Genomic DNA, 17,267 nt, shown 5'->3' with positions numbered 1-17,267 from the left:
GTGAAAATTTTAAAATATGAAGGGTAAAGATCAATTTTCTAAAGTGGAAGCAAAAGCCATAGAGCAGTTAATAACCAAAAAACTATTGGCAGATGCTACCCAACAAAAAAACATTAGAGCTAAAATAAGAGGTTTTGGGTTTTATGCATCAGATTTTGCTTTGGGAGGTGGCTATACGGTACAAGATTTTAGGACTGTAGTAACTATTGGTGTTAAAAACTTCGAACCAAAAAGAAAAGCCCTAAAGACTGTTGGTTCAGAAACAACACAATTAAAAACGGTTATTAAAAAACAAAGTGACGAAGCATACATTATAGGTTTATGTGATGAAGTCTTGAAAGTAAAAGGTTTACGCCAATACCGTTTTGAATTTCTAAGAGGCGATACGGGAGTGAAATTACCAGTGGATGTTTATTACCCAAGTTTAAATCTTGTTATTGAATATTATGAACGTCAGCATACAGAACAAGTTAATTTTTTTGATAAACGAATAACTTCAACAGGTATAACAAGAGGTGAACAACGTAAAAAGTATGACCAATTAAGAAAAACCGAACTGCCGAAACATAGTATTAAGCTTATTGTTCTAGATTATTCTAATTTTCAACATACAAGAAATAAGCGTTTGGTTAGGTGTAAAAAAGAGGATTTAGAAGTAGTTAATTTGAAGTTAAAGGAAATATAAATTTACATTAAAAGCTATCTATGAAATATAAAATAATAGAAAGATACATACAAGCTTATAAACAACAATTCGATAGTATTAGTAAAGAAGAATTATACAAATGGAAGGCCGTAAAACACTTTCAAGATCATTGGGATATTGAGGCTGAAGATTTTCCTTCAATGCTTGAAGAAAGTATAGGACATACATCTAACTTACTAGTATCGGGAAATTATTTTCCAGCCGCAATGGTTATACAATTTGTACGTCGTGAACCAGAAAAAGTTCGTGATGCGTTTCGATATGCTTTTGACATTAATTCACCTTTAGAGAATCGGTTTACTTATTTTCAGCAAACGATGGAAGATATAAGAGTAGGCATGACCGATGCAAAGAGTCATTATCAAGACCACCGTGCATTTACAGTATACTTAACCTTGAGATATCCGGAAGATTATTTTTTATATAAATATGGTATGTTTAATAGAGCTGCTATAAATTTTGAATTTCCACATCGACCTAAAACAGGTGCTTTCTCAAATATTACAAAATTTTATAACCTGTGTCGTGAAATAAAACCGATACTTCTCAAAGATAATGAGTTACTTCTACTTCATCATCAACGACTCAATGATGATACTTATCAAGATCCAGCTTATCATTTATTGACGCAAGATTTTATTTATGCCTGTGTAAATCATATAAAAATTGATAATATACAGGAAGATACATCGCATAAGCAAGAAATTGAGATAGAAGAGTTTGAAATTTCACAGTTTATTACCGAAATGGGAAATACTTCATTCAATGGCAGACAAGTCGACTATGCAGCACGGGAAAAGCGAAATTCAGAAATAGGAAATGCTGCTGAACTTTTTATTTATGACCTAGAGAAAGAAAAATCTAAAATCTCAGGTTTTAATAAGAAAGTGATCCATACTTCAATTGAAGAAGGAGATGGAAAAGGATATGATATAAAATCTGTAGATAAAAATGGTAATACGGTTTATATAGAGGTAAAGGCCACAACGGGAGGTTTTAAAACTCCATTTTATATTACACGAAACGAGCTAGAATGGAGTATTAAAAATTCAGAAAACTATAAATTATATCGAGTTTATGATTTTAATACAAAAACAGGGTATGGGAAAGTAAAGATTTTGAATGGAAGTTTGAAACCATTATGTAAACAGCCCGTGAATTATTTTATAAAATTAAAAAAGAATAATTAATATTATTAAAACTTAAAATGACCAACCACCAAAACAATATACAAGCTTCAGACAAGAGTATAAACGACTTACTTAAAGACCAAAAATTCTTCATAGATTATTTTCAACGGGAATACCGCTGGCAAGAAAAGCACATGGTAGCTATAATAGAAGATCTTACAGCAGCCTTTTTAAAGTCTTATAAATCTACTGATGCTCGATCTGCCGTTGCAAATTATCAAAGTTATTATTTAGGTCCAGTAGTTTTTAGCGTTGCTGACGGTAAAAACTCAATAATAGATGGTCAACAGCGTATTACATCTATAACACTGTTCTTAATCTATTTAAATCACCTACAAAGAGAAAGTGAAAACAAGGTGAGTATCTCTAACCTAGTGTTTTCAGAAAAATACGGTGAGAAGTCATTTAATATGACAGATGAAGATCGACAAGATGTATTAAAGGGACTTTATGACACTGGATCTTATAAATTAAACGAGGTTGAGGATGATGAGACTGTGCAAAATATAGTTGATCGCTATTATGATATACACGATGTTTTTCCAGAGGAATTGACAGGCAAAGCTTTGCCTTATTTTATTGATTGGTTTATCGGCAATGTGATTTTGGTTAAAATAACTGCATACTCTGATGAAAATGCATATACTATTTTTGAGACAATGAACGATAGAGGAATGAATTTGACCTCAACCGAAATGTTAAAAGGATATGTTCTCTCAAGAATTTCAAATAGAAAGAAACGAAATGAAATCAATGATCTTTGGAAAGAACATATAAAAACTTTACACGACCGAGACGATACGGCAGATTTAGATTTCTTTAAAGCTTGGTTTAGAGCAAAGTTTGCCATTTCAGTGAGAGCTAGGAAAGCAGATTCAGAAAATGAGGATTATGAGCAAATTGGAACACGCTTTCATGATTGGTTTAAAGATAATCACGATGAGAAAGTGGGGTTGACCAAGGCTGAACAATTTTATGGTTTTTTTAAGAATGAACTTGACTTTGCTGTAAAAGCATTCGATTTTATTTGGGAAAAGATGGCTAATTACGATTCAAAGTGCCCGAGCTTGTATTACATTAATAATTGGGGAATTGCTGCTTCAATTCAAGATGCAATGTTGTTAGCTCCACTTTTATCTTCGGATGAGAAAGATGTAATAATCGAAAAAGTAGAATTAGTAGCACGGTTTATTGAAACCTTTACCGTGAAAAGAGCCGTTAATTTCAAAAAATTTGGCTCTTCATCTATACAATACACATTTTTCAATATCATTAAGAATATACGGAATCTTGACTTGCCAGCTTTAAAAGAAGAATTGAAAAGAGAAGCTGATGCAATTGAATATACCTTTTCGGGAGTTGAAAAATTTAGATTACATCAACAAAATAGAAAATTTGTAAAGCATTTACTCTCTCGTATTACTGCCTATGTTGATAATAAAGTAGGCAAAAGTTCAACCTATATCACTTACTTTAAACCAAGTGGTAAAAAATATGAGATTGAACATCTTTGGAGTGACCATTTTGATGAACATAGGGATGAGTTTGAGCAAGAACGTGATTTCGATGATGTAAGAAATAATATTGGTGCATTAGTTTTGCTTCCAAATGGTACAAACCAATCATTTAGCAGTGATGTTTATGAAGATAAATTACCACATTATTTAAAAGAAAATACGTACACTCAAACTTTGCATCCAGACTTTTACATTAAAAATCCAAACTTTAAGAATAGCGATTTAAAAGAAATTAATTTTGAGCCTCATACTAATTTAAAATTAAGTAATATAAAACAAAGGGCAAATGTTGTTGAGCAATTATGTGAAGATATTTGGTCTACAGAGTTTTTTCAGCCGTGTCAAGATTAATTGTTTTAACGATTCTTTTTTAATTAAAATTTTTACAATGCATAGCCAAACTAACGAACAAGCCCTAGAAGCCGCCATAGAAAAACAATTAACCGGAACAAGCCTTGAAGCAATCAAAGCAGAAGAGCTTAGTGTTGATGGTGTAAATGAATCTGAAGAATTTTACCGAGCAGGCAATGGGTATTATATAGGTCAAACACAGCACTTCAATTCACAATTTGCAATTGATGAACAATTCTTTTGGGATTTTCTGAAAAACACCCAAAAAGAGGAGCTCGAAAAACTACAACGACAAAGCGATTGGAAATTAAAAATTCTAAATCGGTTGGATAGGATGATCAAAAAGTATGGTATTATACACTTACTAAAAAAAGGACTGAGCGTGGACGATGCGCATTTTACTTTATTCTATGTTTTACCATTAGCGAGCAGCAGTAAAGCTGTTAAGGAAAACTTTGAACAAAATATATTTAGTGTTACTCGGCAAGTTCCATATTCGGCAGATAATCCACGTGAAGAAATTGATATGGTGTTGTTTGTAAATGGTTTGCCCTTGGTCACTATGGAGTTAAAAAATCATTGGACAGGACAAAACGCTCGGGTTCACGGTCAACATCAATACAAAACTCAACGAGATAATCATCAACCTCTTTTACAATTTGCACGATGTATTGTTCATTTTGTTGTAGATACTGACGAAGCTTATATGACGACCAAGTTAAATGGCAGGGATACTTTTTTTCTACCTTTTAATAAAGGTAATAATCATGGAAAGGGAAACCAACCTAATCCTTTTGGCCATAAAACTGCTTATTTGTGGGAAGAGGTTTTTACTAGAAATAGTTTGGCAAATATCATTCAGCATTTTGTTAGGCTAGACGGGAGCAAAAAAGATAACTTAAATTCGCGTACCCTGTTTTTCCCGCGTTACCATCAAATGGATGTGGTGCGTAACATTATAGACCACGCCGCTAAAAATGGAGTTGGGGAGACGTATTTAATACAACATTCCGCAGGTTCAGGAAAATCTAATTCAATTACTTGGGCTGCCTACCAATTAATAGATACGTATCCTGAAAATGAGAGCGTAGCAGGAAATAGAGGTACAGACCATCCGCTGTTTGATACTGTGATAGTGGTTACTGATAGACGCTTATTAGATAAGCAATTACGAGAGAACATCAAGGAATTTTCCGAAGTAAAAAATATCGTCGCTCCAGCCTATTCTTCAAAAGAACTAAGGGACAGCCTAGAACAAGGCAAAAAAATAATCATTACCACTATTCAGAAGTTTCCATTTATCATTGATGGTATTTCAGATTTAAGTGATAAACGCTTTGCCGTGATTATAGACGAAGCTCATAGTAGCCAGAGTGGAACAACTCACGACAAAATGAACCAAGCAATGGGTCATGAAATAAATGAAGAGGAAGAGACAGACGCCCAAGATAAAATTGTTATGGCAATGCAGTCACGAAAAATGCGTGGCAATGCGTCTTATATGGCATTTACGGCAACCCCAAAAGCGATTACCTTAGAAAAATTTGGAAACCGCCAAGAAGATGGCAGCTTTGCACCCTTCCATTTGTACTCTATGAAGCAAGCAATAGAGGAAGGTTTTATTTTAGATGTAGTTGCCAATTATACTACATTAAAAAGCTATTATGAAATAGAAAAATCTATTGAAGAAAACCCATTATTCGATACGGCAAAAGCACAAAAAAAATTACGTGCGTTTGTGGAACAACATGAACAAACCATACAGACCAAGGCCGAAATAATTCTAGATCATTTTATTCCGCATATCGTTAATCAAAAAAGACTTAAAGGGAAGGCAAAGGCAATGGTACTTACCCAAAGCATAGAATCTGCTATTAAATATTATAAATCCTTAACACGAATATTGGAAGACAAAGGCAATCCATTTAAAATAGCCATTGCTTTTTCTGGAACCAAAACTGTTTCCGGTATAGATTACACCGAAGGAGGTATGAACGGTTTTGGTGAAAAGGATACTCGAGATAAATTTGATGAGGACGATTATAGAATATTGGTGGTTGCTAATAAATACCTTACTGGCTTTGACCAACCTAAACTCTGCGCCATGTATGTGGATAAAAAATTACAGGGTGTCATGGCGGTACAAGCGCTATCTCGTTTAAATAGATCTGCGGATAAATTAGGTAAGAAAACCGAAGATCTATTTATTCTTGACTTTTTTAACTCCACCGATGATATTAAAAAGTCTTTTGATCCTTTTTACACCGCTACGTCCCTAAGCGAAGCTACTGATGTAAATGTACTTCATGAACTAAAAAATGTCTTAGATGAGGTTGGTGTATATGAATGGGAAGAAGTAGAAAACTTCAACACGCTATTTTTCCAAAAAGCAGATGCGCAACTGTTAAGTCCTATAATCGATACGGCAGCAGAACGATTTGTATCTGAATTGCAATTAGAAGATGAGGACAAAGCCGATTTTAAAATTAAAGCCAAACAGTTTGTGAAAATTTATGGGCAAATGGCCTCCATTCTCCCTTTCGAAATAGTTACATGGGAAAAGCTATTTTGGTTTCTAAAATTTCTAATCCCTAAACTGCCCATCAAAGATTCTGTTATAGATGGTATGGATGAGTTGTTGAACTCTGTTGATTTATCAACCTATGGCTTGGAGCGCATAAAGCTGAACCACACTATCGGGTTGGACGATTCGGATTCCGACTTGGACCCTCAAAATCCATCTCCACGCGGTGCCTACGGTAGTGATGAAGAAAAAGATCCTTTAGAATTGATTATACAGTCATTTAACGAACGTTGGTTCCAAGGGTGGGATGCAACACCAGATGATCAACGTATTAAGTTTATAAGCCTTAGCAAGTCCATTCAAGCCCATCCTGATTTTCAAACAAAAGTTGCCGAAAATAGCGATGAGCAAAACAAAGATCTCGCTTTCCGAAAAATTCTAGACGATGTGATGTCTAAACAACGTAAACAAGAATTAGATTTGTATCGCTTATATGCCAAAGATCAGACCTTCTATCAAGCATTTTTTGATACAATGAAACGAATGGCGAGTGTGGAACGGAGTTGATTTTGAATAATAGTATTCTTTAATATTGTACCACCAAATCTGATTCAGGAAAATAGCATATTGAATGATAAAAAATTGGAAATTAAAGCAGTTTTATCTTTTAATAAATCTAAAGAAAAATGGGGTTGGAAAGCATTTAGTGTTTTGAAGTAATTAATTTTCTTTTCTATGAAAATCAAACCACTAATTAAATAATAATCGTTTCTAATAATGCGGGATAAGATCATATACTCCATAAAAAACTTCGATATCGAAGCACTCAACAAACTACTCGATGATGATAAACCTTATATGGATGTTTCAAAATCTTTATTTCTGCAAAAACTAGCAAAGAAGTTTAAAATTGCAAAAGAAGATGGTTGTCATTCATTTGACGATGTGTTCTTTGGTATATGCGGATCTTGTAATAAAGGCTGTGAAGGAATGACATTTTTTTCAGAATCTGGTCACTATTTAGATTTGTTTATTGAAAGTAAAAATGATACTGTCGTAGATGATATATACGTTTGCAACAAACTCACTAATTTCACAGATTTAGAAAAGACAAACTGCCTTAATTTTACTTTTTGTCATGATGAGAAAGTTACTTTTAAACCATCTAATGACTATATTTTGGTTGAAAAGCAATACTATTCAATGGCAAATGATATAAAAGAGATGCAAGATCCAATTAAGCTAGATGATTTTGCCGACTGGTATGATGATTATAGCTTTATAAAAAATTTCTTAGGCAAATTAGGCGTCTTCGAATGCTTCGATTATAAGTTATATGACAAAGCAAACAACTTAATTTTTGACATCAATTCTATAATCAATATTAAATCAATAAATGATCAAGCTGCTGAGGCTCTAATAGCATTCCAAGTTGCGAATTCTGAAAGAGAGAAACTCATTTGGTTTTTTGAACACCAGAAAGACCAGTATGGTTCTATAAACTTTACCAACTCTGAAATATGGAATGCCAATCCTTGTATAGCCTATATATCAGATAATATTAATGTTACAGTTGATTTAACTGGCTATGAGTATGTAATGGATTATTTTTCTAAGCTTGATAATTTATACAATGAACTGATGGAAAAGTATAAGCCTCTTCCCGAACATTTTGAAGAATCAGCAACGGGTAATATTGAGTACTCTTTAGAAAATCACTTAAAACTGCATAACAAGCATATAGACATTCTTGAAATGTATGGTAAAGAAAGCTAGTTTTAGGAAAATATTTATAAAATAACCGTATCTTAGCAATACCATTTAGAATCACGATAAAGTGATAGCAACCTGCTCAATCAGGCGAAGGTGCTTATACAATGAGCCTACTTATAGGAAAAGCATGATTTATTCAATTTTATAATATTTATCGGTTTCTGTGATTTTACTTTAAAAATCACAGAAAAAATGTACATAAAGTTTAGAAGTTTCCGACAGGAACATTTCTCTGAACTAGTGCATGACGCAGTTATTAATTAAATTTAAAAATGTATTTATGACAGCATTGACAATCGGAAAAATTTTAAATGACTATCAAGGCTTTTTAATGGATTATGAAGTCGAACAACTTCGAAAAGTTCAAAGAACACCTTCAGATTTTACTACGCAAGTTAAAGCAATACAACTTGCTTTATTTGCCGAAGAATGGGATTTTATGGGAGACTCAGGAGCAGATTCTAAAGATAGATCTAGAGGGATTAATCCTATGAATCAAGAGTATATAGATCGAGTTAATAAAAAAAGAGAAGCATTTAGCGTAAGTCTATTAAGTGAAGATGGGTATAGCACAGATAATTCTTCTGATCTATTCTGTGAAGAAGTAGTGCGTCATACAAAAAACTATAAAGAGCTTTTGGAACATAAAAAAAATAAGACCAAACAAACCGTATTTGTAGATATGGACAATGTGTTGGTAAACTTTAAATCGGGCATCGATAAAATTTCAGAAGAAGATAAGCTAAAATATGAAGGCGATTTAGATGAAGTCCCTGGAATTTTCTTTTTAATGGAGCCCTATGATGGTGCCATTGAGGGCTATAAGTGGTTGTGTAAAAATTTTGACACTTATATATTATCTACAGCTCCTTGGGATAACCCTTCCGCTTGGCAAGATAAATTACTTTGGGTGAAGAAATACTTACCCGATGAAGCATATAAAAGGTTGATTCTTTCGCATAATAAACATTTAGTTCACGGCGATTTCCTTATAGATGATCGCACTGCAAATGGAGCTGGAAAATTTCTGGGGAAACATATTCATTTTGGCCCAAAAGGAGATAAAGATTTTGCAGATTGGAAAGCGGTGATAGCTTACTTGAAAAACCTTACTTGATTATAATCATAACATTAAAAATTTAGTAGTCTCAATGAAGTTTAAAAAACTTATACAGAATAATACTTGGTCTAATATTTACTCTAAATTTTCAGAAATTTATCCCGAGGCTATTAAAAATCTAGAAGGATATAAAGTAGTTTTTGAAAATTTGGTAATGATGCAACCCGAAGATACTGATATGTCAATAGTACTTTCCATAGAAAAAGATGATAATGAAGAATATATTGATGTTTCTGCAAAGTATAATAATCCGAGAAATGAGGACGAAAAATATCCACAAGGTATCGAGTTGACCCCTTGGCGGATTTGGCTGGGGATGGATATTAATGATGAAACATTAACTAATTTTACAGAACAGGAAGTTATTGTCCATTGCATCTATGAAATGAGCTACTTTGGCTTTTCTGAAGAAGATATCCAGAAAATAGGCAGTAGACTGTAAAATAGATAAAAGCGTGATTTAATCATAACGAAAGAAAAACTATGATAGAGATTTCCGTATATTAAATCTAAATTGAATAGGATAAAAATATTAGTTATTAAGAAAATAATTAATTTCAGCTCATTAAGAAAACATGAATGTAAAACTCATTTAAGGTAAAAGTGTTAGTTTAAATTCTTCAAACGAGAAGTATTTCTTACTTTATTTTCTATTAAAAAGCTCAAAAACTACCATAAAAACTAAAAAATCATCATTTTCAATTTTTTTCTGGTGTTTTAAAGATTCCTTACTATAAGGATCTGTAATTCAATATTTCATGATAACTTTTTTACATTTTTCCAGAAAAAGTTTTTCTCGAGAATTGTAAAATCGAACAGAGTTAACATAAATAATACTATTAGACTATTATTTTATCTTTTCAAATTTTATTTTTTACTATTGTTTAAAAAGTAAAAAACCAGAACTTCTGTGAATTCACAAAAGTTCTGGTTTTTTTTCGACCTTCATTTATTTCAATTTGGTATTGCTCAACTTCCTCACTCACTCCTAAAATTAAATCACGTAACTTATTTGATTTACCTATTGAATTGCCCTAAAAAAGTTCCCAATAAAATTCAATGGTTTCTAAAATAGATTTCAGTTCAGTATTTTGAGATGTTAATGAATGTCATCATAGTTAATTTAAAAAAACTATTTCAAATTTTTTATTGAGTTATCTTTTAAGCAAACCACTATTAAGAGTTGTTAATATAAAAATCTCTAAATGGGGATGAAATAAAATCATCATGAAAAATAATATTACTAATGTATAGAGCTTTTCCGATTACGATCATAAAAGATATGGATTAAATCGCGGTGATGTGACTGCGTTTAGAACACATCTCAACTAAGTATAAGACGCATAAATTGTTGATATAAATTAAAACGGGCAAGAAACACCAACTAAATATAAGGATATTGAAGATCAAATAGAAGATGAAAAGAACTAGTACTTGATAAGAAGGAAATAAAAAAGATTATAACTATACTCAAAAATCTGTTTGAATTTTATAAAAATTCTTCTTATGTACTATAAACAATACAGTTTACGACATTAAAAAAGTATAAAACCAGAACTTCTGTGAATTCACAGAAGTTCTGGTTTTTTTGATGTCAATCTTCATTTATTTTAATCTGGTATTTCTCAACTTCCTGATTCCTACTAAAGTTACATTACATAATTTATTTGATTTCTATATTGACATGCTCTAGAAAAATTCCTAATAAAGTTCCAGGATTTCCAAAGTAGATTTTCGTTCAGTGTCTGAAAATGCCTTCATAGTTAATTTAAACACTATGTTACTTGTATTTTTTTGAATAGAAGGGTTACCTTTAGTTAAACCACTTTTAAAAGTTGTATAATATATTTAACAACTTCATTATGGAACCTTTATTAGATAAGACATTATTAAAAAACATCTAAACGGTGAAGAAATAAAATAAACAAACAAAATTGACATTACTACTGTTAAGAGCTTTTCCGATCACAGTCATAAAATATCTGGATTAAATAGTGGATGTGACTGTGTCTAGAACACACCTCAACTAAGTAAAAGATGGACTTGTTATTGATTAAAATTAAAACGAGAAAGAAAGGCCAACTAAATATTCTGGTGCTTGATAAGAAGGAAATAAAAAAACATTGTAGATATATTCAAAATTTTATTTGATTTCTTGGAAAAATTAGCTAAAACCCAAAAAATGGAAAATTTTATTAAAAACTCACTTACAAAAATTCTATAAACTATACTTAATGAAGGAATTGGTAAAAAACCAGAACTTCTGTGAATTCACAGAAGTTCTGGTTTTTTTAATTTCAACCTCTATTTCAATTTGGTTTGCTCAATTTAATTACCCTTAGAAACTAAAAAAGATACAATTTTTTCCCTCTATAACAAACCATTAGATAAAGCATGCTCATATTTAAAATTAAAGATAGACCGTTAGTAACTATGATGGCTAAATCATCTTTTAAAACACCATATACAACCCAAAGACTTACTCCTAATAAAAGAATTGCAAACATAATGGGAGAAACGTCCTCTACTTTTTTTGTTTTCCAAGCTCGAATTAGTTGGGGTACTACAGCCGAAGTGGTGCATATGCCTGCAAATAAGCCTAACAGAGTTATAGCGTCCATATATCAAAGTTATAGACCTAGTATTTTAAATTTTTTTGAAAATCACCCCTTTAATTATTAAGAAATATGTCTAATCTTTGTCTTTCTTTTCATCATTAATTAAGTAATGATCCTTTCCCAGACCTACTATATTTATAATATTGGTTACGGTGGTATATAACATTAAAATAACTGTAATCATCATCCCGCTTAAAACGGACGAAAAAAACAACGTTGTCCAATAGATTATGTCATACCACGCTGTAGGCACATTGTCTGCTTCGGTGATAGGAATATTAAAAAGTTGAAAGAGTAGTAATGCGCCTACAAATAAAATAGTATCAAATTTGGCAATGGATAACACCTGTTTATAATGAGCATTTTTCAATTTAGATTTTGTGCCCGTGCTTATACCCAAAAGTGTAAGCAATAGTGCTAAAATAGTTGCTGAGGCCAGAACAATGGTATTGCAAAGCATATTAATGCCAGATAGAGAAGTACTTATTAATTTTTTGGCTTCATATCCTGATAAATTGCCTAGAAAAAAAACTCCTATTCCGATGAAAAGTGTTGCTATTAGCCCACCAAACAACGGGCGTTTATTTTTATTTAAAAAATCTTTCATGTATAAGAAATATTTTGGTTATTATTTATAGCTTGATTGTTTATTTCAGTAGTTACCATAGCCATAATACAATCCGTTGCAAATGGATATCTCTGAGTAAACTGATATGGGTACCTAAGGCTTTTTTTATACAATAGGTTTATGAACAGTGCATACATTTTATTTACGTTTAACATCCGTTAATAGCCATTCAGCTACTTGAGCCTCGGCATTTTTAGAATGAATAACAATAATATCACCAGTAGTCTCAAAGATGACAGCTTTAACCTCAGAGAGGGATAAAATATTAGCTTCCCTTAATTTCGAGCGCAAATCTCCTTCCGATACCCGAGCCTTTCTTAAATTATCATCTAAGATAAGTGAGCCATCCATTAATAATAAGTAAGGGACTGTTGTCAATGGCTTTTCTAAAGGGTTTCCAGCGTCGCGAAAGAGCAGCCAACATCTGCATAGCAAAAATCATAAAGCAACCGAACATCCCTTCCAATAAAGATACAGAATGCGATAGAATGGTTGTAGCAATTAATGAACCTACGGCCACGGTCATAGCAAAATCAAAACTCGACATTTTTGAAAAACTTCGTTTACCGAAGATGCGTGTATATAGAATTACAATAGCATAAATAACCACGGTAGTAATGGCAATTGCGGTAAGGGTTATAAAATCAGTAGCAAACCATTTTTCCATAGGTGTCTGTTTTATTGTATTTAACTGAAATTAAAAAAGGAGTTTATTTGGAATGTCTCCGATAATACTCGGGCGATTTATTCCATATTATGGATAAAATTCCGAATAGCACTGTAAGAAAATAAAATGCGTTTAACGGGGTATGATTAAAATAAAACTGACTTACCAATCCAATGAACAAAAATATCACTGTTAAAGTAGCATATAGAGTTCTCATAATGTCTATGTTTTCTGTTAAGTGTTTTAAAGCTAACTATTTAAAAGTATATAAAGCAGTGATTTAGGATATCATTTAGAGTTTTTAAGGGAAGTTTATAATTTTTTGAATGTGGAATGTTTAATTACATACCAATCATTTTATTGGAATAATTAGATATCGTTATTTATAAAAAAATAAGTTATTTTTAATCCACCAATTTAATGATTATGACAATCTTATTTTCAGTTATCTCAATTGGAGTATTAGCCACACTTACTATGACAGCATTTAGCTATGGCGTTTCTTATTTTACTCATAGCAATATGAAAGAACCTCAATTGATAAACTTATTTATTAGAAGAATACCTTCTCAACCTTTTAAAATAGGAAAAGAACATGTATTAGGATGGGTCATACACGTTTTAATTGGGATTTTTTTAGTTGTTATATTTAATTTTTGCAGACATATTTTCAATATACCTATTACGTTAGTATCTGGGATTATCTTCGGTTCTATCGCTGGGGTGATTGGAGTTTGCTTTTGGCAATTGGGATTCATAATACATCCCCATCCGCCTTCAGTTGAAAGAAAAAAATATTATCTGCATTTAATATTCGCCCATATAATTTTTGGTATTACGATGGTACTTTTAATGTAGCAATATATTAAGCGTTTAAGGTATCAATTACGCTTTTCATATCTATCTCTTCTTTAAGTATAGGTTCGAATATATCCCCTAGCTTTTTTAAGCGTTCTGGAACGGTTTTAATGGTATATTCATCTATTTTCAAACCCGATTTCACTTCCTTCCATAAAAGCGGGGTGGAGACACAAGCCTCTGAAACCGGACGTACGCAATAGGCTGAAGCGATAGTTTGTCCTCGTCCATTCTGTAAGTAATCAAGATATATCTTTCCATCACGTTTTGTTTTGGTTCGTTCAATCGTGGCTAAAGAGGGCACCAAATCAATAACAAAATAACACAATAATTTTGCGAAGTTGCGAGTTTCTGAATAACTATATTGCCCCCCTAAAGGAATAAAGATATGGAGTCCTCTACTGCCTGAGGTTTTAATATAACCGTTTATACCTGCGTTATCCAAAACTGCTTTGACGGCCTGGGCTACTTCTATTATTTGTTCAAACGTATTATTAGGTGAAGGATCTAGATCCAGGATAGCATAATCTGGATGTTCTATATGAGTTATCTGAGAATTCCACGGATTTAATTCGATACATCCTAAATTAGCCATATAAAGTAAGGTTGCTTCATTCTGACATAATAAATAATCAATATTTTTATTAGAAGACTTAGAATACTGTTTAAATGACTCGATCCAATCTGGTAAATTCTCACTATCTTTTTGATAAAATGAATCGCCTTCAATCCCGTTAGGATGCCGATGTAAATTTTGAGGACGGTTCTTTAAATATGGTAGTATAGTTTCAGAGATTTGAAGGTAGTAATCGATTAAATCATATTTTCTATAACCCGACTTGGGCCAATAGACTTTGTCTAGATTAGAGATGGGCACTGGAATACTATTTACAGTGAGTACATCCGTACCCGATCTTGGAGGTCGTTCACCTTTTCTTTTAATGTCCTTATTGCTTGTTGGATTAGGAAAAGTACGTTTGCCTTGTATTTCATTAACAGCCTCTATGGAGCTTTTGTCGAGACGTAACCGTTTGAAAACAGGATGTCTTAAAAGTTCATTTTTAGTATATTCGGTAAAGGATACTTCACAATATATATAGGGAGATACCCATTGAGGAGTTCGTCCTTTCAGATTTATTTCTTCAGAAAAAGGCGAATCATCTATTATAAATCGTTGTAAGATTTCCAGTATTTCTTTTTGTTTTGTAGTGGAATACCCTGTACCACAATTCCCAACATATCTAAGGGTACCATCTTTTCGAGAGCCTAATAATAAAGAACCAAACAGGGAATCTTTTTTTGTGATGGTAAACCCACAGATTATAAATTCATCGGTGTGGACATGTTTTATTTTTAACCACTGGTCCGTTCGATAATTAGGGGTATAATCACTATTTTTTTCTTTTGCCATTACCCCTTCCAAACCTTCCTCTAGGGCTTTATTATATAATGTGATTCCCATTCCGTCGATGTGATCACAATAATAGATGCTCTCTAGGTCCTCAAGTAATTCCGGTAATAGGCTTTTTCGCTCTAACAAGGTCAAGGAAGTAGTAGCATAACCGTTTAAATACAGCAGGTCAAAAACATAATAGCGTAAGGTGCCTTCTGGTTGTCGTGGAGTATAATTTTGAAGTTTAGAAAAGTCAGGCTTTCCGTTTGTGTCCACTACGACCAGTTCTCCATCAAGAATACAATTATGAGGTATTTGTTGTAGTTCTTCTACAATTTTTTGGAATTTACTGTTATAAACTATTCCATTTCTCGAATAAATTTCTACCTCTCCATTGTTGACATTTGATAGTAAACGATATCCATCCCATTTCAATTCAAAAATATAGTTAGGATTATTAAAAATGGAGGAGCCATTTGTGGCTAGCATGGGTTTAATTTGACTATTGAGGGAAATAGTTTTATTTGTTTTTGTTGCGGATGCATATTCTTTTGGCTGAGATTCTTCTGGGTCATACATAAGCTCAGTGGCAAATGGATCTTTTTTCTTTATAAGTAACCATTGGTTTTGTTTGTCACCGTGCTCCGTTTTTACTAATGCGAACTGCCCTTTTAACTTGGAGCCTTTAAACGTTAATTTTAAGTCACCTTTTTTATACTGCGAATTAAAGGAAGAACCTTTGTATAATGTATAGGTACCAGAATCCCATATACTCATTTTGCCCGCTCCATAATTACCTTTAGGAATAACCCCTTCAAAAAAGAGATAGGAGACGGGGTGATCTTCAGTATGGATAGCCAATCGTTTATCAGCAGAATTCATAGAAGGTCCTTTGGGCACTGCCCAACTCTTTAATACCCCATTATGTTCCAGGCGGATATCATAGTGCAAATGACTAGCCTCATGACGTTGAATAACAAAGCGATTTAGGTCGTCACTATTTGTTTCGCCTTCAGGTTCATTCGTTTTTTTGAAGTTCCTTTTAGCATTATAATCGTCCAAAGACATATTAGGAAGCTTTTGATTTCTTTTTGGCTTCCAAACTAGCCTTTAATTTGGCCATAAGATCTGTGGCTTTCGTAGGTTCTGATTTGTGCTTTTTAGGTTTTACTTTCTTTCCTGACTTTTTACGTTCTATAATTTTCATTAATTGGTCATTATATACATCTTCGTATTTATCCAATTCAAATTTAGCAGTATAATTATCAATAAGTGATAAAGCCATATCAATCTCTTTCTTAGAGACCTTGCTTTTAGGTATTTTTAACTCAGAGGGATCTCTAATTTCATCAGCAAACCGAATCACGTGAAGTACCAATGTGTTTTCATAGACTCCAATTAAGCTCAAGTGTTCTTTTTGCCTCATAACAAATGTTGCGATACCTAACTTCTTGGTTTTTTTTAGAGCGTTGCGTAATAAGTTATAGGACTTTTCCCCATCTTTTTGGGGCTGAAGAAAATAAGGTTTTTTAAATAATAAATCTGATACTTCTTTCTCTGCTACAAATTCTTCTATATCGATCGTCTTACTTTTTTTCATATTGGCAATCTCAAAATCTTCCTTTTCTAAGACAACATATTCATCGTCCATTTTGTAACCCTTAACAATATCTTTCCAAGCTACTTCTTTTCCGGTATCTTCATTAATCCTTTTGTACCTGATACGTGCGTTATCATGGCGATCTAGCATATCTAAATCTATTTTTCGGTCTTCTGAAGCTGAAAATAATTTAATAGGTATTGAAACCAATCCAAAGCTTACCGAACCATTCCATATTGATCTCATATTATTTTTTGTTTAAGGGTGAACTTAAAATTAATAAGGAAAATCGGGATTAGTTCTTAATTAAAAACTAAAATAT

The 17,267-nt window shown here is 32.5% G+C and carries 14 protein-coding genes and 1 riboswitch; of the genes, 8 read left to right on the top strand and 6 right to left on the bottom strand.

The features are described from left to right. Positions 1-16 precede the first annotated feature (16 nt). The 7 genes from AACZ92_RS03925 (at position 17) to AACZ92_RS03895 (ending at position 9,623) form a co-directional block, all read left to right on the top strand. Positions 17-685 carry a hypothetical protein gene (locus AACZ92_RS03925; RefSeq protein ID WP_339697350.1) on the top strand — a complete coding sequence of 223 codons (669 nt, stop codon included), beginning with the start codon at positions 17-19 and terminating at the stop codon, positions 683-685. Between the two features lie 20 nt (positions 686-705). Further along, the gene (locus tag AACZ92_RS03920) at positions 706-1,896 is read left to right on the top strand and encodes a DUF3883 domain-containing protein (protein ID WP_339697348.1); all 1,191 of its coding nucleotides are present in this window, start codon (positions 706-708) and stop codon (positions 1,894-1,896) included. 17 nt (positions 1,897-1,913) lie between these two features. Beyond that, positions 1,914-3,764: a DUF262 domain-containing protein gene (locus tag AACZ92_RS03915; protein WP_339697346.1), complete on the top strand. Its 1,851-nt coding sequence runs from the start codon at positions 1,914-1,916 to the stop codon at positions 3,762-3,764. A 37-nt stretch (positions 3,765-3,801) separates the two neighbouring features. Further along, positions 3,802-6,855 carry a type I restriction endonuclease gene (locus AACZ92_RS03910; protein ID WP_339697344.1) on the top strand — a complete coding sequence of 1,018 codons (3,054 nt, stop codon included), beginning with the start codon at positions 3,802-3,804 and terminating at the stop codon, positions 6,853-6,855. A 210-nt stretch (positions 6,856-7,065) separates the two neighbouring features. Then, positions 7,066-8,064 (top strand): hypothetical protein, encoded by a 999-nt coding sequence (locus AACZ92_RS03905; protein ID WP_339697342.1) that lies wholly within the window; start codon positions 7,066-7,068, stop codon positions 8,062-8,064. Positions 8,065-8,100: 36 nt separating this feature from the next. Then, positions 8,101-8,198, top strand: a riboswitch (SAM-I-IV-variant riboswitch). Between the two features lie 143 nt (positions 8,199-8,341). Continuing rightward, positions 8,342-9,178 carry a hypothetical protein gene (locus AACZ92_RS03900; protein WP_339697340.1) on the top strand — a complete coding sequence of 279 codons (837 nt, stop codon included), beginning with the start codon at positions 8,342-8,344 and terminating at the stop codon, positions 9,176-9,178. 34 nt (positions 9,179-9,212) lie between these two features. Further along, positions 9,213-9,623 (top strand): DUF6557 family protein, encoded by a 411-nt coding sequence (locus AACZ92_RS03895; protein ID WP_339697338.1) that lies wholly within the window; start codon positions 9,213-9,215, stop codon positions 9,621-9,623. 1,903 nt (positions 9,624-11,526) lie between these two features. Here the strand turns inward: AACZ92_RS03895 and AACZ92_RS03890 are convergent. The 4 genes from AACZ92_RS03890 to AACZ92_RS03875 all read right to left on the bottom strand — a co-directional run bounded on the left by AACZ92_RS03890 (position 11,527) and on the right by AACZ92_RS03875 (position 13,094). Further along, entirely contained in the window at positions 11,527-11,802 is a 276-nt protein-coding gene (locus tag AACZ92_RS03890; RefSeq protein ID WP_339697336.1) for a SemiSWEET transporter, read from the bottom strand. A gap of 70 nt (positions 11,803-11,872) precedes the next feature. Further along, entirely contained in the window at positions 11,873-12,406 is a 534-nt protein-coding gene (locus tag AACZ92_RS03885; RefSeq protein ID WP_339697334.1) for a hypothetical protein, read from the bottom strand. Between the two features lie 159 nt (positions 12,407-12,565). Continuing rightward, entirely contained in the window at positions 12,566-12,778 is a 213-nt protein-coding gene (locus AACZ92_RS03880) for a YetF domain-containing protein (protein WP_339697332.1), read from the bottom strand. Then, positions 12,753-13,094, bottom strand: coding sequence for a hypothetical protein (locus AACZ92_RS03875; RefSeq protein ID WP_339697330.1), 342 nt, complete (start codon positions 13,092-13,094; stop codon positions 12,753-12,755). The genes AACZ92_RS03880 and AACZ92_RS03875 overlap by 26 nt, the downstream gene beginning before the upstream one ends. Positions 13,095-13,514: 420 nt before the next feature. On the opposite strand from AACZ92_RS03875, the gene AACZ92_RS03870 reads away from it, so the two are divergent. Next, a complete protein-coding gene (locus AACZ92_RS03870; protein WP_339697328.1) occupies positions 13,515-13,952 on the top strand; it encodes a hypothetical protein in 438 nt (145 codons plus the stop codon). A gap of 7 nt (positions 13,953-13,959) precedes the next feature. On the opposite strand, the gene ligD is transcribed toward AACZ92_RS03870, so the two are convergent. Both ligD and AACZ92_RS03860 read right to left on the bottom strand, forming a co-directional pair. Then, a complete protein-coding gene (ligD, locus tag AACZ92_RS03865) occupies positions 13,960-16,413 on the bottom strand; it encodes a DNA ligase D (RefSeq protein WP_339697326.1) in 2,454 nt (817 codons plus the stop codon). Position 16,414: 1 nt separating this feature from the next. Continuing rightward, complete coding sequence (locus AACZ92_RS03860; protein ID WP_339697324.1) at positions 16,415-17,191, bottom strand: Ku protein; 777 nt, start codon at positions 17,189-17,191, stop codon at positions 16,415-16,417. Positions 17,192-17,267 lie beyond the last annotated feature (76 nt).

Source organism: uncultured Marixanthomonas sp. (assembly GCF_963974425.1).
GTDB lineage: Bacteria > Bacteroidota > Bacteroidia > Flavobacteriales > Flavobacteriaceae > Marixanthomonas.
Note: the sequence above shows the minus strand (reverse complement) of the source record. Positions and strands in the feature narration are given on the sequence as shown.